At 44.5% G+C, this 22,467-nt stretch carries 20 protein-coding genes and 1 tRNA gene; 1 reads left to right on the top strand and 20 read right to left on the bottom strand.

Translation table 11 applies throughout. The features are described 5' to 3' along the window. Positions 1-494: 494 nt before the first annotated feature. From lysS to ACIQ0H_RS20955, 14 genes are all read right to left on the bottom strand, one after another. The gene (gene lysS, locus ACIQ0H_RS21020) at positions 495-1,985 is read right to left on the bottom strand and encodes a lysine--tRNA ligase (RefSeq protein WP_403419178.1); all 1,491 of its coding nucleotides are present in this window, start codon (positions 1,983-1,985) and stop codon (positions 495-497) included. Positions 1,986-2,225: 240 nt separating this feature from the next. Then, positions 2,226-2,744, bottom strand: a complete 519-nt coding sequence (gene folK, locus ACIQ0H_RS21015) for a 2-amino-4-hydroxy-6-hydroxymethyldihydropteridine diphosphokinase (RefSeq protein ID WP_403419176.1) — start codon at positions 2,742-2,744, stop codon at positions 2,226-2,228. Beyond that, positions 2,741-3,109: a dihydroneopterin aldolase gene (folB, locus tag ACIQ0H_RS21010; RefSeq protein ID WP_403419174.1), complete on the bottom strand. Its 369-nt coding sequence runs from the start codon at positions 3,107-3,109 to the stop codon at positions 2,741-2,743. The genes folK and folB overlap by 4 nt, the downstream gene beginning before the upstream one ends. 11 nt (positions 3,110-3,120) lie before the next feature. Then, a complete protein-coding gene (gene folP, locus ACIQ0H_RS21005) occupies positions 3,121-3,972 on the bottom strand; it encodes a dihydropteroate synthase (protein ID WP_403419172.1) in 852 nt (283 codons plus the stop codon). Further along, positions 3,972-4,826: an aminodeoxychorismate lyase gene (gene pabC, locus ACIQ0H_RS21000; protein ID WP_403419170.1), complete on the bottom strand. Its 855-nt coding sequence runs from the start codon at positions 4,824-4,826 to the stop codon at positions 3,972-3,974. Before pabC ends, folP begins: the two co-directional genes overlap by 1 nt. Before the next feature lie 16 nt (positions 4,827-4,842). Then, a complete protein-coding gene (locus ACIQ0H_RS20995) occupies positions 4,843-6,252 on the bottom strand; it encodes an anthranilate synthase component I family protein (RefSeq protein WP_403419168.1) in 1,410 nt (469 codons plus the stop codon). 390 nt (positions 6,253-6,642) lie between these two features. Beyond that, entirely contained in the window at positions 6,643-7,569 is a 927-nt protein-coding gene (gene cysK / locus ACIQ0H_RS20990) for a cysteine synthase A (RefSeq protein WP_403419166.1), read from the bottom strand. A 180-nt stretch (positions 7,570-7,749) separates the two neighbouring features. Further along, positions 7,750-8,673, bottom strand: coding sequence for a peptidyl-prolyl cis-trans isomerase (locus tag ACIQ0H_RS20985; protein WP_403419164.1), 924 nt, complete (start codon positions 8,671-8,673; stop codon positions 7,750-7,752). Next, a complete protein-coding gene (hslO, locus tag ACIQ0H_RS20980) occupies positions 8,651-9,538 on the bottom strand; it encodes an Hsp33 family molecular chaperone HslO (RefSeq protein ID WP_403419162.1) in 888 nt (295 codons plus the stop codon). Before hslO ends, ACIQ0H_RS20985 begins: the two co-directional genes overlap by 23 nt. Positions 9,539-9,556: 18 nt before the next feature. Then, positions 9,557-10,321: a type III pantothenate kinase gene (locus tag ACIQ0H_RS20975; RefSeq protein ID WP_403419181.1), complete on the bottom strand. Its 765-nt coding sequence runs from the start codon at positions 10,319-10,321 to the stop codon at positions 9,557-9,559. A 229-nt stretch (positions 10,322-10,550) separates the two neighbouring features. After that, the gene (ftsH, locus tag ACIQ0H_RS20970; protein ID WP_403419158.1) at positions 10,551-12,575 is read right to left on the bottom strand and encodes an ATP-dependent zinc metalloprotease FtsH; all 2,025 of its coding nucleotides are present in this window, start codon (positions 12,573-12,575) and stop codon (positions 10,551-10,553) included. Between the two features lie 109 nt (positions 12,576-12,684). Further along, positions 12,685-13,227, bottom strand: a complete 543-nt coding sequence (hpt, locus tag ACIQ0H_RS20965; RefSeq protein WP_403419156.1) for a hypoxanthine phosphoribosyltransferase — start codon at positions 13,225-13,227, stop codon at positions 12,685-12,687. Between the two features lie 30 nt (positions 13,228-13,257). Then, a complete protein-coding gene (tilS, locus tag ACIQ0H_RS20960) occupies positions 13,258-14,661 on the bottom strand; it encodes a tRNA lysidine(34) synthetase TilS (protein ID WP_403419154.1) in 1,404 nt (467 codons plus the stop codon). A gap of 413 nt (positions 14,662-15,074) precedes the next feature. Beyond that, positions 15,075-17,480 carry a SpoIIE family protein phosphatase gene (locus tag ACIQ0H_RS20955; RefSeq protein WP_403419152.1) on the bottom strand — a complete coding sequence of 802 codons (2,406 nt, stop codon included), beginning with the start codon at positions 17,478-17,480 and terminating at the stop codon, positions 15,075-15,077. A 212-nt stretch (positions 17,481-17,692) separates the two neighbouring features. Here ACIQ0H_RS20955 and ACIQ0H_RS20950 point away from each other — a divergent pair. Continuing rightward, positions 17,693-17,766 (top strand) — tRNA-Met (locus ACIQ0H_RS20950). Between the two features lie 240 nt (positions 17,767-18,006). On the opposite strand, the gene ACIQ0H_RS20945 is transcribed toward ACIQ0H_RS20950, so the two are convergent. From ACIQ0H_RS20945 to yabN, 6 genes are all read right to left on the bottom strand, one after another. Next, positions 18,007-18,435, bottom strand: coding sequence for a S1 domain-containing RNA-binding protein (locus ACIQ0H_RS20945; protein ID WP_403419150.1), 429 nt, complete (start codon positions 18,433-18,435; stop codon positions 18,007-18,009). 128 nt (positions 18,436-18,563) lie between these two features. After that, complete coding sequence (locus tag ACIQ0H_RS20940) at positions 18,564-18,983, bottom strand: FtsB family cell division protein (protein ID WP_403419148.1); 420 nt, start codon at positions 18,981-18,983, stop codon at positions 18,564-18,566. A 154-nt stretch (positions 18,984-19,137) separates the two neighbouring features. Further along, positions 19,138-19,680, bottom strand: a complete 543-nt coding sequence (gene yabQ, locus ACIQ0H_RS20935) for a spore cortex biosynthesis protein YabQ (protein ID WP_403419146.1) — start codon at positions 19,678-19,680, stop codon at positions 19,138-19,140. After that, positions 19,677-19,973, bottom strand: a complete 297-nt coding sequence (yabP, locus tag ACIQ0H_RS20930) for a sporulation protein YabP (RefSeq protein ID WP_403419144.1) — start codon at positions 19,971-19,973, stop codon at positions 19,677-19,679. The genes yabQ and yabP overlap by 4 nt, the downstream gene beginning before the upstream one ends. A 749-nt stretch (positions 19,974-20,722) precedes the next feature. Beyond that, entirely contained in the window at positions 20,723-21,013 is a 291-nt protein-coding gene (locus ACIQ0H_RS20925) for an RNA-binding S4 domain-containing protein (RefSeq protein ID WP_403419142.1), read from the bottom strand. Next, entirely contained in the window at positions 21,013-22,467 is a 1,455-nt protein-coding gene (yabN, locus tag ACIQ0H_RS20920; RefSeq protein WP_403419140.1) for a bifunctional methyltransferase/pyrophosphohydrolase YabN, read from the bottom strand. Before yabN ends, ACIQ0H_RS20925 begins: the two co-directional genes overlap by 1 nt.

Below are 22,467 nucleotides of genomic sequence, written 5' to 3'. Positions count from 1 at the left end.
GAAAATGAATAGCTCATTTCTTGCTGGCATTAAATTAATAATGTCATGTGTGTTTCTGTTCATCCGACGGAAATCGTTTTACTTAGAAACGTTTTTTTGCTCAAGTGCACTTGGCACTCTCGCTATATTTCGTTGACGTTTTGCTGTTCAGTTTTCAAGGTTCATGTTGATAATGTTCGTTGCCGTTGTTTCAGCAGCAACTCTTATATCATATCAAGTTGTGTTCCTCATGTCAACAACTATTTTCAATTTCTTTTTCGTTGTTTTCATTATATCGGAAGCGCAACGTTTACTATCTTAACACTTTCTTTCGAACGAGTCAACAACTAATTTCAATTTCTTTTTCGTCGTTTTCGTCTTATGGGAAGTGCAACGTTTTCTAATATAACATCCTGCCCTTTCGATTGCAACACTTTAATCGAATTCTTTTCTTGTTTAATAATAAAACACCGCGTAAAGCCTATTCTCACGGCTTTACGCGGCATTTGCTTTACTCAGTCTTTCTTACGCATCTGCGGGAATAGCAGGATATCACGGATAGATTGCGCATTTGTTAATAACATAACAAGACGGTCAACTCCGATTCCAAGTCCCCCTGTAGGTGGCAATCCATATTCCAACGCCTCTATAAAGTCATTGTCCATGTCATGCGCTTCGTCGTTCCCTTGCTCTTTCTCAACCATTTGCGCTTCGAAACGTTGACGCTGATCGATTGGATCGTTTAGCTCTGTAAATGCGTTAGCATGTTCGCGGCGGACGATGAACAATTCGAAACGATCTGTAAAGCGACCGTCTTCCGGGTTTTTCTTCGCAAGCGGAGAGATTTCAACCGGATGCCCGTAGATGAATGTTGGTTGCACGAGTTGCTCTTCCACTTTCTGTTCGAAGAATTCATTCAACACATGTCCGACTTCCATCAACGCCGTTACTTCTACGCCATGTTCTTTAGCTAGTGCATGTGCTTCTTCTTTCGTCATAGTTGGCCAGAAGTCTACGCCTGTATATTCTTTTATCGCATCAACCATGTGGAGTCTTGTCCAACCCGGTGCTAATTCGATTGTATCTTCGCCGTACTGCACTTGCGTTGTACCAAGTACATCTTGCGCGATATGAGCAACCATATTTTCCGTTAGCGCCATGATATCTTTATAATCCGCATACGCTTCATATAATTCAATCATTGTGAACTCAGGGTTATGACGAGTCGAGATTCCTTCGTTACGGAATACACGTCCGATTTCATACACCTTTTCAAGTCCACCTACAATGAGGCGTTTCAAATGAAGTTCGATAGCAATACGCATGTAAAGCTCCATGTCTAGCGCATTGTGGTGCGTGATAAACGGACGAGCTGAGGCACCGCCTGCAACCGCATGCAGCATTGGCGTTTCAACTTCAAGGAAACCTTGTCCATCCAAATAACGACGCATCGATTGGATAATCTTACTTCTTAAGATGAATGTCTCTTTACTTCCTTCTGTTGAGATCAAGTCCAAATAACGCTGGCGGTATCGTTGCTCGATATCTTTCAACCCGTGAAACTTCTCAGGTAGTGGACGTAGCGCTTTTGTCAGGAATGTAAACTCAGTCGCTTTAATGGAGAGTTCTCCAACTTTCGTTTTAAATACCACTCCAGCAATCCCGATAATATCACCGAGATCCGTACTATTGAAAAGTTCATATGCTTCTTCACCAATCGCATCTTGTCTCACGTAGATTTGAACCTGGCCGCCAAGATCTTGCAAATGCGCAAAGCCAGCTTTCCCTTTTCCACGTTTCGTCATGATACGTCCTGCAATTTTCACTTCATGTGGCGTTTCATCGAGTTCTTCCTTTGAAAGACTCTCGTACTTTTCTAAAATTTCATTCGACAGATGCGTCCGTTCAAACCGCGAGCCGAATGGATCTAATCCACTTTCCCGTATATCCTCCATCTTCTGGCGTCTCACCAGTAGCTGATCATTCAATTCATCCAAATGGGACATTTCTTTCACTCCTTCATCTATTTAACCTTTAGATAGTCTGCACCTATTGTACACAATTTGTGCCGCGCCGACACGCTTTACTTATTAAAACAACCCATGTATGTAGTAAAAAGAGCCGCCACAATACATGGCAGCCCAACTCATTTGTTTTAAACAACACTTACTGCCATGCGGTCGCGTCCCATCACAATGCCATCGACGCCAGTTTAGTCCAGTATACGCTGCGTATCTCGTGGCGCCTCATTCCTTTAATTGCAGGAAATCTTTAACTCCGTTAACCTTCTTCCAAAGTACTACACCACTATCGCGGACAGCAGCTTCTTCCGAAAACAACTTCCCTGTTACCGGATGGGTGATCGTAGGAGCAATTTCCAAAAGCGGAATGAGAACAAACGCCCGCTCACACAGACGCGGATGTGGTACAACTAAACTCTCTGTTTCAATATTGTCATTACTATACAGTAAGATGTCGAGGTCAACAGTTCGCGGACCCCATCTTATCGTTCGCACCCGACCAAGTTCCTGTTCAACTTTTTGACAAGCCACCAGCAATTCATGTGCACTAACAACAGTTTCCACACAGACTGTCACATTCAGAAAATCCGCCTGATCCGTATAGCCAACTGGTTTCGTTTCATACACAGAAGACACTGCCAGTACTTCAACCCCATCATGTGAATGAAGTGCCTGCACCGCACCCACCAAATGTTGCAGTCGATCCCCTATATTCGAACCGATCGACAGGTACGCAATACTCATATGAAACGTCCCCTTGTAATATCCACTGATACCGACGCGTAATGGCCCGGAATTGGTGGGTCGGGTTTTACCAACACAACGCGAACGCCTGTCACTTTAGCCGCAAACTCTTTCATGACATTGGCCGCAACCTTTTCCGCAACGGTTTCAATTAACTTCACTGGTTCCCCTTCTACAATTGAACGACACACAAGATAGACTTCCGCATAGTTCACCGTTTTTTCCAGATCATCTGTTTCTCCAGCCTCCGAAAGATCCGTCGCAAGTGAAATCGTCACACGAAAACGTTGTCCTAACTTATTTTCCTCTGGCAACGCACCGTGGTAACCGTAAAACTCCATTTCATTCAAATGAATATAATCCACACTAGCCCCTCCTATTGCTCAAAAACGGTTTTACCCGTTAATACATCCATCATTTTTGCCATACGTGCGATTTCCTTCACATCGTGAACACGCATAATATGGCAACCCTGCTCAATTCCATAACAAACCGTCGCACCTGTTCCTGCTAGCCGTTCCTCAACAGGCAATCCTAACACATTGCCAATCAACGACTTCCGTGATGTCCCTAACAAAACTGGATAGCCCATATCGGAAATTCGGCGTAACCCTTGCATCGTCTCAATATTTTGCATCGTGTCTCGCGCAAAGCCAATGCCTGGATCGAGCCAAATGTTTTCGTGCATGACACCTGCAGCAATTGCAATCTCAACACTTTCTTCCAAATCACCAATAACCGCATTCATGAAAGGCTCTTCATACTCCGCCTTCTCGCGATTATGCATCAGGATGATAGGAACATTATACTTCGCCGCAATCGCTGCAATAGCCGGCTCACGTTTTGCCCCCCATATATCATTGATGATCTGTGCACCCGCTTTGATAGCCTCTTCAGCAACGCCTGCTTTGTATGTATCAATCGACACCACACAGCCAAATTCATTGGTAATCGCTTCAATGATTGGCACCGTGCGTTCCAGCTCTTGCTCCAGTGAAACCGGAACATGCCCTGGTCGCGTTGATTCACCGCCAATATCGATAATTTTTGCCCCGTCACGAAGCATTTCTTGTGCATGTTGAAGCGCCGCATCCATCTGTCCAAATTTGCCGCCATCCGAAAATGAGTCCGGTGTCACATTTAATATGCCCATAATGACCGTTTCTCTAGTAAAGTCCATTTCCGTACCACCAAATTTGTAAACATTGCGCGCATTCGCCAATTCCATTACCTGTCGCCTTCTTTCATGTTCTCTATCGCCTGGATATATAATTCATGAAACTTTTGATAATAAATCCCCGAAGCACCTGGAAGCGAAAAATCACCAATCGCTACCAATGGCACTAGTTCCTGTACAGCGTTCGTGACGAACACTTCGTCCGCACCGTCCACATGTTCCTTGCCATAACACCCTTCATTGACAACAAAGCCTGCTAACTTGGCCAAATCAATGATAAAGGCGCGCGTCGTCCCTGGAAGAATTCCCGTTTCGATAGCCGGCGTAAACAACTCATCGTCTTTCATCCAAAAAACATTCGACGTAACACCTTCTGCAACAAATCCATCTTTCGTCATGAAAAGACCTTCCAAGTCTTTTAACGAAGGTAGTTCCAGTCGACCACGTACGTTGTTAAGGAAGTTATGCGACTTGTGGCGTACTGAACTTTCCGGAAGGTTACGCGGTGTATCAAGCCACACCGCCCTCTTCTCCGTACCCCGCACAGTCGGAGCCAACTCTTTTCTAAATAAAATAACGTTCGGCGTTGTATACGCGGATGGTGCTAGGCCAATATCATGAACACCCGCTGAAACGTTCAGACGGAAATACCCGTCTGCATTCCCCGACTTTTCATTCAACCCTTGTACAGCTGATAGAATTTCTGCATCTGCATAAGGCATCGTAATCCGGTACTCCAAGAGGGCGGCCTGCAACCTATCCATATGTTCCTCAAACAACAATACGTCTCCGTCATACGTCCGAAACGTTTCGAAAAATCCAGCACCATAGAGAAAACCGTGATCGAACGGGGAAATTTTCAACTCTTCCGCACGCAAAAATTCACCATTCATCCAACACCACATGCCGCACTCTCCGTTCTTAGCTTTCTAACATCGCTTTCGCCTGCCAAAGTGCTTTTGCTTTATTCAACGACTCAATATACTCTGCTTCCGGCACCGAATCGGCAACTAAGCCCGCTCCCGCCTGAATATGTGCAATACCATCTTTGATGTAAGCCGTCCGAATAACGATATTCAATTCCATATCACCGTTAAAGCCTAACCAACCAATTGACCCTGTATATAAGCCCCTACGCGTCGGCTCCAACTCTTCGATAATTTCCATCGTCCGAAGCTTCGGCGAACCCGTAATGGAACCACCCGGGAAAACCCCTTTGACGATCTCTGCATTCGACATCCCTTGCGCCGCTGTTCCACGGACATTCGAAACAAGATGCATGACGTGCGAATATTTTTCAATCACCATGAATTCGTCTGTTTCCACTGTACCAGGTGCGCAGACTCGTTCAAAGTCTTCCTTTTCTAAATCGACAAGCATGATATGTTCACCTGTCTCTTTGTCATTCGATAGCAACTCCGCTTCCAGTGCAGCATCCTTATTATCGTCTGCCCCTCTAGGTCTTGTCCCACCTATCGGACGAGTACTTAACTCATCTCCACGCTTTTTCAGTAACAATTCAGGTGAACCTGAAACGACCGCAAATTCGGGTGAACCAATCGACGCCATATAAGGCGAAGGATTGAAGGAACGAAGCGCTTCATACATATCAAGCGGATGTGCTGAAAGTGGTTTTGATTGTCTTACTGAAAGATTTACTTGAACAACGTCTCCGTCTGCAATGTAACTTTGTACATCACGGACCATCTGTTCAAATTGCGGGCCCGTTACGGATACCGCCAAACTATCAGACTCCGAAGAAACCTCTGTCGCTCTTCCCGGCACGAAAACTTGTTTCTTCAATCCTTCCGAAGCCGCGGCCAACCATTCACTTTTCACCTCTGCAGCATCCAGATCACGGTTCGGTAGTGTCATGAAATACACTGTTTCCGTTTGTATATCCAATACTGCCCACCGGTCAAATAAATAAAAATATAGATCTGGCGTCTCAAGATCATCCACCGTATCCACAGGGATCGGCTCATAGCGACGAACATAATCGTAGCTGATGAAGCCCGTTAATCCACCTTGAAAATCCGGCAACTCTGGAATAGTATCCATTTCGAACGATCGGTTAAATTCGTTCAACAACTCCAACGGTTCACCCTGTTTTACTTCTTGTGTACCATCACGCCAAGTAAGTTGTAATTTATCGCCTTCAAGCGTTTGCAGTGTCACAAGCGGATCAATCCCAGCCACACATAACGCACCGCCACGTCCACTTTCAAAAAGGAGATGGCGCTCATTCGCGTGCGCTAATTCTTTAAATGCATAGAAAAATTGTTCTTTCGTCATTGATGCCGTCGTATAGACTGGTTTTTGTCCTTGCATCTTCATTTCCCCCTGCTAATAATTTGTATCTTCATTTTACCCTGCACATGGCATTTCACGCCAGAGTAAAAGCATAAGTGTCTGTCACCTCTAGGCGCTGGAGTCTAGACGAGAACAAAAGCGCAAGCGCCTGTTTAGCCCCGACAAGTAGGAAGGACGCACTTCAATCCTTCCCTGCTGGAAGACTTGAAGATAAAGGCGCACTTTGCCTTTATCAGCAAGGGGATGGCAGTCTAAAAACGCCACGTCCTGTGGCAACAAGGAAGGATGCAGTTCAATCCTTCCCTACTGCATGACCTACATCCTGTAGGCCCAAGCGACTCGAGGGGCTAGGCGCTGGAGCCTAGACGACAAAAAAAGAAGGAGCGCCACGGCCCCCTCCCCCTACTTTTACACTTCGTCGAATTGGTAAAGTGGCGTACTTAAGTATCGTTCGCCGTTTGACGGTAGAATCGCAACAACTTTCTTCCCTTTACCAAGTTCTTTCGCTATCTGCAATGCCGCAAAAATCGCCGCACCAGATGAAACCCCGCCAAGAATTCCTTCTTCACGCGCTGCCCGTCTTGCTGTATCGTACGCTTCGTCGTTCGTCACCAAAGCAATTTCATCATAGATTTTCGTATCAAGAACTCCTGGGATAAACCCAGCGCCAATCCCTTGAATTTTATGCGGTCCTGGGTTACCACCTGAAAGTACTGGAGAATCTGTCGGTTCAACCGCGATAATTTTCACGTCTGGAAAACGTTCCTTCAAAACACTTCCCACTCCCGTAATCGTACCACCCGTTCCAACACCAGAAACGAATGCATCGACACGATCTAGCGCATCAGCAATTTCCGGGCCCGTCGTCAAGCGATGAATTTCAGGATTCGCTTCGTTATTAAACTGTTGTGGTACGAACCAACCATTTTCCTTCGCCAATTCATCTGCTTTGGCTATTGCACCTTTCATTCCTTCAACACCTGGTGTCAAAATAAGGTCCGCACCATAAGCACGCAGTAAATTACGACGTTCTGTACTCATTGTGTCTGGCATCACCAGTACAGCCTTATACCCTTTAGCCGCCGCAATCATCGCAAGACCAATTCCTGTGTTACCGCTTGTCGGTTCAATAATCGTGCTTCCTTCTTTTAAATCCCCAGACTTTTCAGCTGCCTCGATCATCGCAAGGGCAATACGGTCTTTCACGCTAGAACCCGGATTAAAGTATTCTAGTTTCAAATATACTTCTGCATCTTCAGGACCCGTCAATCTATTTAATTTTACAAGAGGTGTCTTTCCAACCAAGTCTGCAACAGAGTTTCCAACTAACGTCATCATTATCCTCTCCTAATTCCTACTATTTTGATATGCTTTATTTAGTTAATAATACTACCATTTTATGCCCGATGTCAATAATTGACCGCCTTTGAATTTCCGATGGTATTTGACGGCAACTTTCCGCAATAAAAAAGCTGTTCAGATCCACCAATCGATATCGGTATCTGAACAGCATCCTTATTTACCATAAAACCATTTCGCATCGAACTCATCCCAAAACGCTTCCGGGTTAACTGATTGTGATAGTTGCTCGAGTGCAAGTTCACGCTTGATATGATCTTTTACATCTTTTAATGTAAATGACTGACCCTCTACCACTTCACTCACCTGGATAACCGCATAGCCACCGTCGCTCAAAGCGATAATTTCACTTGTCGAATCTTTTTTCATACGGACTGCAGCTTCCACAATCTCCTTGTCGATCGCATCCGTCGAAGTGTTGATATAACCGATATCTCCACCCAAGCTTGCAGAGGCACGATCTGTTGAACGCTCTTTTGCAAGGACATCGAAACTCGATCCTTTGGACAATTCATCAATCGTTTGTTCCGCCTCTTTTTTCGTCGGCACAACAATCATAGCTGTACGATAGGCAGTTGAAATATTATAAAGAGAGGCGTTTTCCTCGTAATGCTTTTTAATCGCCTTATCTTCAACAACGACATCTTTCGTTAGCACTTTTTCAAGTATGAGGTCCGAACGGATTTTTTGACGCATTTTTTCTATGTCCAAGCCCGTATACGAGCGTCCATCCACCGAACGAATCAGTGCAATTTCAAGTTCAATCTCCTTGTCGGATACAGAAATATCGTATTGTTTCGCTGCGACCTCCATCACCTTGCCATTGACGAGGTTCAAAAGAGTCTCACGCCCTACTTCCTTTTCCATAGCCGTCATCCACTGTTCTCTTGTAATCGGCTCGCCAGCAACCGACGCCACTTCTTCACCAGATTGCTTCGGCTCATCCGACAAGAGCCAGCCAATGAACCAAAAAACATTGCATGCAAACAGTACAGCAATCAATAGAAGAAGTGGTTTTGTTTTCAGTTTGCGCTTTTGCGAACTAGCCGATTCCGGTTCAGGATTCCGACCGAATTTCATCGATAAAGCTTTCTAACTCTTCCTTCGGATACACATATGTCTCTAGACAGAAGTGGCAGTGCGCCTCCGCTTTTCCATCCTCATCAATCATATCTTGAATTTCTCGCTCTCCAAGACCGATAATCGCGTTACTAAATCTCTCTCTTGAGCAATTACATGTAAATGCAACATCCATACGATCCAAAATATCTAAATTATCCGCACCTAGTACTTCACCTAGGATCTCCTCAGGCGTCAAACCACGGGCAATCAATGTTGAAATCGGTTCAACATTTGCAATACGTTTTTCTAACTCTTCAATCGTTTCGTCCGTTGCACCCGGCATAACTTGGATGATAAATCCTCCAGCCGCTTTCGCCGTATTGTCCGGATTAACAAGAACGCCCAAGCCGACAGCAGAAGGTACTTGTTCCGAGACAACGAAGTATTCCGTGAAGTCTTCTGCAATTTCTCCAGAAACAATCGGAACTTGCCCTGTAAAGTAATCCCGTAATCCAAGGTCCTTTACAATTGTCAACATACCCTCAGTTCCAACCGCACGTCTCACGTCTAATTTCCCTTTGTCATTCAAATCAAAATGGGTTTGCGGATGCATTGCGTATCCACGTACCTCGCCATGTGCATTCGCATCGATAATCATTGAACCGAGTGGCCCACCGCCATCAATTTTGATGGTCAGTTTGTCTTCACCTTTCACCATTGCACCCATCATAACCGCCGCAGTCATAGAACGACCGAGAGCAGCCGTCGCTGTTGGCCACATCGCATGACGACGTTGCACCTCAGCGACCGTATCTGTAGAGCGAGTTGCATACGCACGGATGGTTCCGTCAAACGCAAGCGCTTTTACTAAGTAATCTTTCATTTTCAATTTCGACTCCTTTTACATGTTTCGTTCATAGATTAGATGAAGCCCTTTTAACGTGAGGAAGTTATCAACGACATCAATGACCTTTGTTTCACTTGCGATTAAATCGGCAAGTCCACCCGTCGCGATAACTGTTGTCTCTGCCTTACTTTGCGCTTTCATACGCGCAACTATCCCCTCAACTTGTCCCACGTACCCGTAAACAATTCCAGACTGCATAGCTGCTACTGTACTTTTCCCTACAACATGATCCGGCTTTGTCAGTTCAATACGTGGTAATTTAGATGCCCGATCAAACAATGCTTCCATCGAGATCCCAATCCCCGGTGCAATAGCACCACCCATATACTCGCCTTGTTCATTGACGTAACAGTAGGTTGTTGCTGTACCGAAATCGACAATGATGAGCGAATGTCCATATTCATGGGTTGCCGCAACAGCATTAACGATGCGGTCAGCACCTACCTCACGTGGATTTTCGTACTTAATATTCAAGCCCGTTTTAACACCCGGCCCGACAATCAACGGTTTTTGATTAAAATACTTTCTACACATCTGTTCAAGCGGAAACATAACCGGCGGCACAACCGACGAAATGATAATGCCTGTCACATCCCCAAAAGTGAGTCCAACATGAGAAAATAACGATTTGACTTGCATCGCATATTCATCTTCCGTCTTGTGTCTGTATGTTTCCATACGCCAATGATGTTTAAGTTGTCCTTGCTCATAGACTCCAAGGACAATATTGGTATTCCCAGTATCCAACACTAAAATCATAATGGTTTCCTCGCTAACATTCGATGTTTTCCAACACATCATACCATAGTCGGTTAGATGAACAAAAGCGCAGGGCGCCCACTTAGATATGACCGTCATAAGACAGACTACCATTGGAGCGATTTGCACCTTTAGCCAAAATAGTTTATGGTCCACACATCCGAAAATCGGGTCCTAGACGAAAAAAAGCTGACTGCTTCAAAAGAAGCAGTCAGCTATCATTTGTCATTCAATCTCTGCGTTGTTCATCAATCGGTTTCATCGCTTGATCAGATCCAAGCTCTTTTGGCAGGTCGCCAATTGACGGATCTTTAGGCGCTCCCGTTGAATCAGAGACCACTGTGTCCTCTTCTTTTTTCGAAATATCCACACTCTTAACATCTTTATCTAAATTGTCCAAGCCATAACGGCCATATGGACGATCAGGCAGTGTGCCATGATCTTTCAGATGATTAATTTGTTCTGCATCGAGTGTTTCTACTTCAAGAAGCGTTGTTGCAATTAAATCGAGCAACTCACGGTTCTCCGTAAGAATCTCTTTTGTACGCGCATATTGTTCTTTAATAATACGTTGCATCTCTTGGTCGATTTCATAAGCAATCGATTCAGAATAGTTCTGTTCAGAGTTAAAGTCGCGTCCAAGGAACACTTGCCCTCCTTGTGACTGGCCAAATTGCATCGGTCCAAGCTTATCACTCATCCCGTATTCTGTTACCATCGAACGCGCAATACCTGTTGCACGCTGGAAGTCATTATGGGCTCCTGTAGACACTTCGCCCAGAACGATTTCTTCCGCCACACGGCCACCCAGAAGTCCAGAGACCTTATCCAGAAGTTCTGGTTTCGTCATAAAGTAACGGTCCTCTTTCGGAAGCATGACTGCATATCCGCCTGCCTGACCACGTGGTACGATGGTTACTTTATGAACGATTTCTGCGTCGTCCAACATCAGTCCAACAACAACGTGACCTGCTTCGTGGAAAGCAACAATATTGCGTTCTTTTTTCGAAATGACACGACTTGTCTTCGCAGGACCCGCGATTACACGGTCTGTTGCTTCATCAATATCCGCCATGTCGATTTTCACTTTGCTACGTCTTGCTGCGACTAGCGCTGCTTCGTTTAGCAAGTTTTCAAGATCAGCACCAGAGAATCCTGGTGTACGTTGCGCAAGTGCCTTTAAGTTGACAGTATCGTCAAGCGGCTTGTTGCGTGCATGTACTTGAAGTACAGCTTCTCTTCCTTTAACATCCGGGCGACCAACCGTAATTTGACGGTCGAAACGTCCTGGACGAAGAAGTGCAGGGTCAAGGATATCCGGACGGTTTGTTGCCGCCACAATGATAATGCCTTCATTTTCACCAAAACCGTCCATTTCAACAAGGAGTTGGTTCAATGTTTGTTCACGCTCATCGTGTCCACCACCAAGACCAGCGCCACGTTGACGACCGACCGCATCAATCTCATCGATAAAAATGATACAAGGTGCATTCTTTTTCGCGTTTTCGAATAGGTCACGTACACGTGATGCACCAACCCCTACGAACATTTCCACGAAATCAGAACCCGAGATAGAGAAGAACGGCACACCAGCTTCACCTGCTACTGCACGTGCAAGCAATGTTTTACCTGTACCCGGAGGTCCAACTAGCAGAATCCCTTTCGGAATACGCGCGCCGACTTCAACGAATTTACGTGAGTCTTTCAGGAAGTCAACAACTTCCACAAGCTCCGCTTTCTCTTCGTCAGCTCCTGCAACATCTGTGAAACGAACTTTCTTCTTGTCGTCCGTATGAAGCTTCGCTTTACTTTTACCAAAATTCATCACACGACCACCACCGCCACCTTGTGCCTGATTCAATAAGAAGAAGAATAGGATGAAGATGATGATGAACGGCACAAGACCCGTAAAGAAGGATACCCATGCACTCGTTGTCGGTGCAGGTAGAATTTCAACTTTTGTTTTAGTCCCCGCAAGCGATTTGATATCCGCTTGAAGATCGTTGCCATTCAGGACATTTGCAACAAATGACTCGTCTTTCTTATAACTTGCCATTTTACCTTTAACTTGCAGTACATTGTTAATCGGTTGTAAAGATAGACTCTCTACTTCCCCTTTTTCTAACGCCACAATCAATTCATCGTACCGAATTTCTTGCATTTTCGGGTTTGTTTTGTTTAGTGAACTGAATATCCCCATTATCGCTAGGAATATTAATCCGTATAATAGAAAGTATCGAAGTATTCGATTCATCCCAAGCCTCCTCATTTCATTCAAACAGAAAACTAGTGTAAATCTTATCATAGGTCTGATTCAATCTACAAAGAAAATGCCTTATTTGGAAAGCATTTCTTAAGAATGATTAAAAGGAGTAAATTTCCTTTTTCAACACACCGATATAAGGTAAGTTTCTGTATTTTTCTGCGTAATCAAGTCCATATCCTACAACGAATGCGTCCGGCACATCAAAGCCGATGTAGTCCGCCTTCAAATCTACTTTTCGGCCTGTCGGCTTATCAAGCAGCGTGACAATTTTGATGGAGTTTGCTTTTCTATATTTCATAAGTTCAACAAGGTAACTCAATGTTTTCCCGCTATCGATGATATCCTCGATAATAAGTACATCGCGTCCTTCAACACTTGTGTTCAAGTCTTTAACAATTTTCACTTCACCTGAAGAGACTGTTGCATTGCCGTAACTAGATACATCCATGAAATCAAGTTCGATATATGCATCTATGCGCTTAATAAGATCGCTCATGAAAGGCAATCCACCTTTAAGGATACCAATTGCAAGCGGGAATTTATCCTGATAATCCTTGGTCAATACCGCCCCAAGCTCTCGTACTTTCTCATCAATTTGTTGCTCCGAAATTAATACTTCTTCGATATCTTTCTCTAACACCAAAATTCCTCCCTTTTCCATTTTAGTCGACTAGCACTTTCTTGTACGAACTATGTAATTACTCTGCTCTGTCTTGTTTCGTGAAAATGCCACTCCATAGCGTAATCCCGGAACTGCACAAATCTCACCTAATGCTGTGACAATTAGCGGTAATCGATCACGTTCGGCCAGGTCCACCTTTTCATCAATCAATAATCTTGACACACGTTTTGGATGGTCCATCCCTGGTAACAAGATCCGATCCCCATCTTCCCTTCTTTTAATAAATAGGGGCAGATGAGAATCCGGCAGATCGAAATACATTATGTCATCTGTACTCATGAATAATTCCGCATCGGAATCATCCACTTCAGCCCAATAAAGCTCCAAATCATTTCCCCAACGGGTCCAGTTACCTTTCGGAAATACTTTTCGCGTCGCTATTTCCTCAGATTGTGTATGACGAACAAACGTCAACTTGCTATACGCTCGTGTGAATCGGTAACCACGTGGAAGGTCGATAGACACATTCCCATTTTGCGATTCAACATGATGTAATAGTTGGCTAATTAGCGCGGAATTGTATTCTACAGGTGTACTCTCCCCATCGTAAAGATACTTCAATAGTAGTGTAATCACACGCCTTTGTAAAGCTAGGTGCATAACAGAAAAATCGCCGCTGTCAATAGCAGGGAGACCTTCATCTGTAAATTCAACGATTCTTTCTAACTGTTCCACCGCCAATGTTTCTAGTAAGTCCTCATCTTCTTGAAGCCATCCCGACATTTTCACTGCATTTTTAGCGGCGGCGAGGTTTTCATTTAACATAAACGGGACGATATGATGACGGTAACGGTTGCGCATATAGGCGTCACTTTCATTACTTGGGTCTTCACGATACGGTACGTCATGTTCCTTAGCGTACGAGTAAAGTTCCTCTTTCATAACGGGTAAAATCGGCCGAACGACAACGCCGCCAGCGAATTTACGCTTCACAGGGATGCCAGATGGTTGACTACCTTTCGCGATTTGCATCAAAACCGTTTCCAGCTGGTCTTCTGCATGATGCGCAGTAACAAGAACATCGTATCTTTGTTCTTGCATGATGTCAGAGAACAATGCATAACGCCCCTCACGACAAACCGCTTGCACATTCCCCCCATCTTGTTTAATCATGTCGGCAACCGGGACGCTACCGCCAAAAAACGGAATACCGTATGTTTCACATAGCCCTTCAACCAAAACTCCATCCGTTGCTGATTCCTTTCCCCGCAACATATGGTCGACGTGAATGGCGGCTACTTCAATCTCCATCCTGTCTTGATTGGAAGCCATGAAATGTAACAGCGCCACCGAATCTACACCACCAGAACAAGCGACGAGAATCCGGTCTCCAGGGGCTATCAGCGACCACTCCTTGATAAATCGGAAAACCGATTGTCTAAATGTATTCATTGCCAAAACTCCTTCTTGAATTACGCTCGGAAAACCCCTAATCAATTACACCTCGGCGTAATTGCGTCCAAATTTTGAATTGCACTTGAGGCCTACAGGATGTAGGTCATGCGGTCGTTGCGACAGGAAGTCGCGATCTTAGACTACCTTCCTTAACTCCCTTCAAAATTTGTGACATCCGCCGGAGGCTTGGACCAACAGGATGTTGGTTACTCAGACGTTGCCGCAGGACGCGGCGCTCTTAGTCTGAGTTCCCCTAATCAGCAGGGTGTTTGCACCTCCACTGATTTATAGACATTTTAGTATTCATCCCGACGCTTCATTTTCAGTACAAATACATTTGCTGAATCAAGTTAAATTTAACTGAAAGAATGTCCCCACTTCAAGTGAAGCAAAGTGGGGATTCCTTTTTCTTAGGAAATAATTTGTGAGTATGGTGTAAAGCTAGACCATTCTGGTAGAACATGGTCCACTTTCATGACCAATACTGTTCGATCATCCGCTACCACGCCATACTTCCGCTCCATCTCACTCACAATACGGTCTGCAATTTTGTCACACTTGAAATCCCCATACTTTTCAAGTGTACCGTATAGAGTACTCTCTTGTTTTTCAAGCGAAATATCACCATTAAACATACCATCCGTCATCATAATAATAATATCTCCGGCTTTTAGATCCTCCTTTTTCGCCTCTACAGAAAAGGATGGAAGAAAACCAACCGGAACGGATTCACTATCCAACCTTAAGAAGTCCTGGCCCCGCTTAATATACGTACTCATTGAACCTGCTTTCCACGACCAGAGTCGCCCATCTTGTAAATCAATTAAAGCCAAATCTAGCGTAGCGTACATATCGTCAAGCCCATTCAATGACATCATATAGTGAAGCGTATGCATGGCTGTCTCTGGATCCATTTTGCGGTCCAAACACTCCCGCATCAGACGGATTACCTTGCGGCTTTCACGATATGCATTCAAATCCTGCCCCATTCCATCCGACAGCAATACAGCTGTTAGTCCATCATGGATTGGGAACACCTCATAAGCATCGCCTGCTTGGAATGACTCACTGCCCGCTGTTGCGACAATTCCATAATCAAGTGAAAAACGGACTGCCGATCCGAACGTCAATTGAATATGCGGGAATGGCTGTTGTTGCACGACGGATTTAGCCACCTGAAATGGCTCTTCATACATTTCCTCAAGAACGGGTAGAATGAGCCGTTCCGCGACAGTTGTATCTGTTTCAAAATCAGACCTTTTCTCCGGAATGCAGCAGACAATTCGACGCGCCCCCCGTTCCCCCGATAAAATATCAATTTGGAAAAACTCAATATCTTTTTCCTGAAGCCGTTTTGCAAGTTCATCCTCAACAGGCTTATAAACGGACAAATCCTCTTTTACTTCGTTCATAATCTTATCCAGATGTGTGCTCATATCCCGTAATTGGAGGGCAAGCATTTTCCGACCATGCTGAAGTTGTCCCGTCAATAAACGATTCGTCGCTTGTTCCTCAAGTTCCGCCACGAGTCCATTGAACCGGATACATTTGTATTTAATCTTTTCCTCAACGCGATGACGTGAGGCCTTTTTCGTCATCGAATATGTCGACTCCCATTCAAACAGAAGTCGCGCCATGTCGTCATCTGACGATTCCCAGCATTTAGCATAGCGGAAACAAGATGCACAAGCCTTCGGTATCACTTGAGGCGTGGGTTCCTCCTTATCTCCACCGGAGGAAAATCGCCCGCCCACAAGTGTCGACATGAATTCGGAAAACTGTTGAAAGTCGGCGAGTTGCTCATCAAGACGTTCTGCCAACCATTTTTGACGTTTTTCCGAAGTCTCCTGATTCTCCGGATAAAAGACATTACGAATCGGCTCTAGCTTTTTAGTAGGTATCACTAAAAAAAGTAGCGTTGCGATGCCGATTGTCACAAAGTGTGAACTATCTAACGGTAACGTTAAATCATAGAGAAGGAAAAATAGTGATACAGAAACCCCACCTAATGCAATGCCAATTTTTCCGAAGCGGCTAAGTACACCTGCAAAAAAGCCAGTCATACCATATACAGCCATCATGCCCGTGAACGATAGTTCCGCAACACCTATAATTGTGGCGATAATCATCGCAATTGTCGTAGAAAATGGAAGCCCACCAACTAATGCAGCTAGTAAGATCGCAAGATGAATCAGCAGACCGGCGACCGAAACATGACCAAGCATGATGCCATTCATTCCCGTCGTTGCCATTGCACCAATCAAACAGGCGGCGGCAAGTCGTTCAGGCGTCCATTTTCCAAAAAAGATCCGATCCGCAGGTGGAAAGGCAATGAAAAGAAAAAAAGTCATGATCAATGCAAGTATCGCTTCAAAACCAATCGATAACTGCACGTTTACTGGCGGTTGCCCAGCATACATGACAAACTGCCATAATACTTGAACAACGATGATACAACCAGCCACTGTCAACGGGATCGATTTTCGGACGAGGGGGTATCTGACAACCGCGTTGAACAAGGCAAGCATTAATAGATGGATCACCGCTTGTCCAATCCCCTCACCCACAAACACACTCCCCAACATCCCGCCGACGAACACCCACATGAGGTATTTTCTAAAGCGTGCACGTGCTAATGCCCAAACTGGTAAGAAAAAGGGTACAGCTGTATCGAACAACACAGCTTGTGACAAGAAAAAGGAGCCAAACAAAAATAGAGTTGCAACGAGTATGTGTATCTTTTCCCTCCGAAACATCTCAATGTACATACGAATCGGCTGACCAACTGGACGAGTCACATTGTCTATCAGTTTCATTTCCCATTCCCCCTATGTCTACTATGCCTTGAGTATACATTGGTAAATGGCAGGAAATTGTCTGTTCATGACGATGAGAAAACAAAATGTTTCGACTTATTAAGGACTATTTTTCTTTTTTCCTACGATGGGTTGACATCGCCAAAGTTCGCATGTAATATGGGTATTGTTGTTCTGGAGAGCAGTCAAAAATGCGAACTAGAAATCACCAAGGCGGCGTAGCTCAGCTGGCTAGAGCGTACGGTTCATACCCGTAAGGTCGGGGGTTCGATCCCCTCTGCCGCCATACAAGTAATGCGTAGACGACCGTTAAGACTCGACATGCATAAGACGAATCGGTAGGTGGCGTTCTTTGCCACACAGCCGGTTTGGCTTATGACCCGAGAGTCTGGCACCCGGAGCTAGACACTAGCTTGCAACAACTTCACACTAAAACAAAAAAGCGACGGACAAGGGTAATCACCCTATGTCCGTCGCTTTTCTATTATCAAACGTACATTTTTCTTGAATTGAAGCAGCTAGCAAGTTACCCTCTTCTTGCGCCGCGGCCACCGCGTTTCGATTCTGTCGCTCTTTTCAAAGTCGATAGACGTTCTTCACTATCTTTCATGAACTTCGCCATCTTTGTTTCAAAATTCTCTGGACGATCAACTGGGCTAGGACGACCGCCTTGACGAGGGCGTTGAGGGCGCTGTGGACGTTCTGGACGTTGTTCAGATTCCGGCTTCGCTTTGCGAATCGATAATCCAATCTTACCGTCTGTTCCGACATTCATCACTTTCACTTCAACCATGTCGCCTACTTTTAAATGCTCATTAATATCTTTAACATAGTTGTCTGCCACTTCACTGATATGGACAAGACCTGTAGAACCATTCGGTAGCTCAACAAACGCTCCGAAGTTTGTAATTCCTGTTATTTTCCCCTGTAACTTGCTGCCTACTTCAATTGACATAAAAAAAATGCTCCTCCTTAGAATTTAAGCGGGCTCCTTTTTGGAAGCCTTGCAACCGTATTAATGATCCTGCAAAATGCAAGATCCCTACTCTCATTATAGCCAACAAAAAAAGAGTGTCAATAAGACTACTCTTTTCCGTCGTCTTTTTTATCGATTTTTTTCTTATTTTCCGGGACTGAGAAAATAATTTCGCTGTTTTCAGACAAAAAGTATTCTTTACGTGCAAGCTTTGCGATATAGTCATCGTCATTCAATTTAACAAGCTGTCTTTTCAACGATTCTTGTTCCTCTTGTACGACTTCAAGCTGCGCAAGCATCTCTACTTGCTGCTGTTCCTTCTCCGCCAAAACCTGCTTCTGTTTGATAAGTAACTGCGTCAAACTGCCAAAAGAAACCGCCGCAACGATTGCAAACGCTGTCAGCCTCCGATACAGTTTAACTTTTCGTGCATTTTTTCGATGTTCTTTCTTTTGCAGGGAGCGGACATATTCAGTTTGAATCGTTGCGACCGTTGCGGGCGACTTTCTCTGCTGCTTTTGTTCCAAGTCCTGCACTTCCTTTCTTCACAAAACACATTCGTTAGTCTACGGATTATACATCATTTCCCTTTCTTTATCAAATATGCAAAGGCGTTTTTGGCCCAGACTTTTATCATGATTGCCCCATAAAAGTCTGTCCCATCCGCCAGTGCACCGCGATTCAGCTAGGTTTCGAACCCCCACTTGAATTATTTGACTTCCTCGCATTCTTCTTGCCACCTTTAGAAGTAGAAGGCTTCGGACGAATGAAGTTCAAAAGTTTTTTGGAAATGAACTGGTATAGTTTAATGAATGGCGTGATAAGGAATACAATGACCTTAAACAAGATACGAAAGATGTGCCCAATAATCGAGATGATGAACCGGATTATGAACCATATCGGTTTGATCACGATCAACAAGATCATTCTCCCAAGCAAACGGAATGGCCTATAGAACAAACTAGCATACAGTAGCAGTCCACTAATTTGGGCGAATGGATCATACATTCGCCACGCGCCATCCCGAACTAGAAAAAGAATATAGAATGTTCCACATCCGGCGATGATCCACCCAATGATTTCAAACCAAATTGCACGTCTTCTGAAAAATGATTTCTTTCCTGCATGCGAAGTTCCCGTCCCAATCATATCCATGAATGCACCGGCAACAATGCCTGTCCCAATCATTGCAAGTAGACTAAGAAACTGAACAGATAAACTCATCCAAACAATTTATGGAGGAAGTTCCGAGAACCTGTTTCTTCTTCATCGTATTGAATAGTGGCAACTGTTCCTTCCAATGTGAGAAGTCCTTTATCGACATCTAGATGGACGATGCGCAGTTCCTCCCCGCGTATCTGCAGCAATCCTTGTGATGTCCGAATCAAAAATTCTTCTTGATCGAAGCGGTCGATTGATTTTACCGATGTGAGGTCCATCCTTTTTCTGTTACGCATTGTTACGACATGGTCACCTGATGGGATTGTGTACGTAGGACTGTCCGTCTGGAATTGCATATGATGCTTCCCCCTTTGCTTGTATGTTCACGATTATCTTATGCCGGGACATAAAAAAACATGACAGAAAAATTCCTGTCATGTTAGTTAAGTTGGCATTACCTAATTCTATATCTGTTGATGAATGATTTACTTGATTAAAATACTGGTGAGAAGGGATTGTAAAATCCTATTTTCGCTGAACCATTTCCGGTCCGCTTTCGGCGACATATTCACGACATAATTACCGATAGAGCAAGTATAGCTAGATGCGACTTCGTCACTTCTAGCCATACTTTTTCGATCATCTTGTTGCGAATGGTCACCTGTCGCGTACCTACAATGATTAAGTGAAAAATGCAGTTGCTTGGAAAATAAAGAATAGAGGACTTTCTATAAAGAGTGTAAGTGCCCGAAGATGCAATTTCGGGCACTCTAGCACTTTGTACGACGTGTTCCTTCTTTACTTTCCTGAATTAGAAATAGGACTACTTATAGCCAAGGCTTCCGCAGCCAAAATTGTATCTTTGGCTGCCTCTTTCTAGGTAAGAAACCCTCTATGCCCTCATTCCCGAAAAGCAATAGTACTTCGTGTATCTGCACTTTTGGAGAGCGACAGATGAATGACCGCCATACGATTACAGAAAAAGTGTGTAGGGATGCGACTTTGTCGCATCCCTACACACCAAGATATCTCGGTAATGGTATAGAAGTTGTTCAATCCAAAGCAATCCCAAAACAACTATACACGTAGTGCTTAGTTTACAAAGTTAATCTTCATCATCCACAAATTCAAGTTCCACTTTTTCAAGCTTCTCTTCTTTTAAAATCGTATACATCGAAGTGGCGTCTTCTTTCTTGGTAGACTCTTTTAATAAGTTGATTTTTACCGTTACAATCTTTTGACCGAAACGGATTGCCAATTCATCAGTTTCTTTGACAACAGATGACGCCTTTGCCACCTTGCCATTAATAGTAATTCGACCTTGGTCAGCCACTTGTTTAGCGAGCGTCCGTCGTTTGATCAGACGTGATACTTTTAAAAATTTATCGAGTCTCATTATTTTTCCCTTCCTTTCGCAAGTTGCCAAAACGCTTCAAGTTCGTCGAGTGTATAGTCGGCAAACTCGCCCCGACCTTCTTTTACACTTGTTTCCACGAATGAAAACCGTGAACGGAACTTCTGATTCGCGTGGACCATCGCTTCTTCCGGGGACAGTTTAAGAAATCGGGAGATATTAACGATGGTGAACAACACATCACCAAGTTCATCCGTTTGGCTCTCTTTCGTACCATTCTTCACTTCTGCATGGAATTCCTGCCATTCCTCTTCAAACTTATCAAAAGCACCGTCAATCGTAGGCCAATCAAATCCAACCTTCGCCGCCTCTTTTTGATAATTAAAGGACGTCAACAATGCAGATGAATGCCTATCTTGCCCATCCAACAACGATTCCACCTGCGGCTTCTCGCTTTGTTTAATATCCTGCCAATTCAGCAGGACTTCTTCGGAGTTCTCTACATTTTCATCGCCAAAAACATGCGGATGACGGCGAATCATTTTCGCACTGACAGACTCAAGAATGTCCTCCATCGCAAAATAACCGTCGTCCTCGCCAATTTGAGCGTGGAGAAATACTTGCAACAAGACATCGCCAAGTTCTTCAATGACCGCGTCGTCATCCTGTTGCTCTATCGCTTCTAGCAGTTCATGCGCTTCCTCGATTAAATACCTTTTCAACGAGGCATGTGTTTGTTCACGATCCCACGGACAGCCATCCGGCGCACGTAACGCCGCGATAATTTCACGGAATGTCGACCAGTCCTTCAATCGCCCTTCGCGTTCGAGCACTGGCGGAACGTAAACTGTTGTCAGATTATCAATGGTCGTCACATGATCCAACTCAAATAGCGGAACCGTGCTTAGTTTTTCACCTGAAGAACCCGCCGCCGTCACAATGGTCACGGGGTGGTCGTATGCATATTTCTCCATCAGCGATAACTTCACTTCCGATGCTACAAACGCATCGTACACTTGTCCAATGAGGACATGCTGCGTCATCTGCACATCATCACGCTTCATATCCGTACCATCGAGTAATTGAAAGCCTTCAATCGGATCAATACGTAGCGCCGCAAAAATCGGGTCCAGAAAACTATTGCCTCCTGCAATGTTCAGTTCGACAATACCTTCCCGCTCTTTTTCAACTAATAATTGCACTGTCCGTTCTGCCACCAGCGGATGTCCCGGTACCACATACGTAACCGGTTGTTTGGCGCACATGACCAGTAGTTCCGCAACGATTTCTTCGTAAACTAACTCGAACGAATCATGTTTTTCATAAATAGCATCGAAGCTTGTCAGCACGACTCCCTCGGCTCTTAATTCCACAATTGCGGGGTGTTGGTCCGTTCTAGCAACGATGGTAGTTGCTGCTTTTAATTGTCGGTAAGTCCCGAGTACGAGTTGGTCTAAATCACCTGCACCGAGACCGATAATTGTTAATGGATGCAT

The sequence above is a fragment of the Sporosarcina sp. NPDC096371 genome, assembly GCF_044762865.1.
In the GTDB taxonomy this organism is placed as follows: Bacteria; Bacillota; Bacilli; order Bacillales_A; family Planococcaceae; genus Sporosarcina.
The sequence above is the reverse complement of the archived record's forward strand: the minus strand, read 5'-3'. Positions and strand labels throughout refer to the sequence as shown.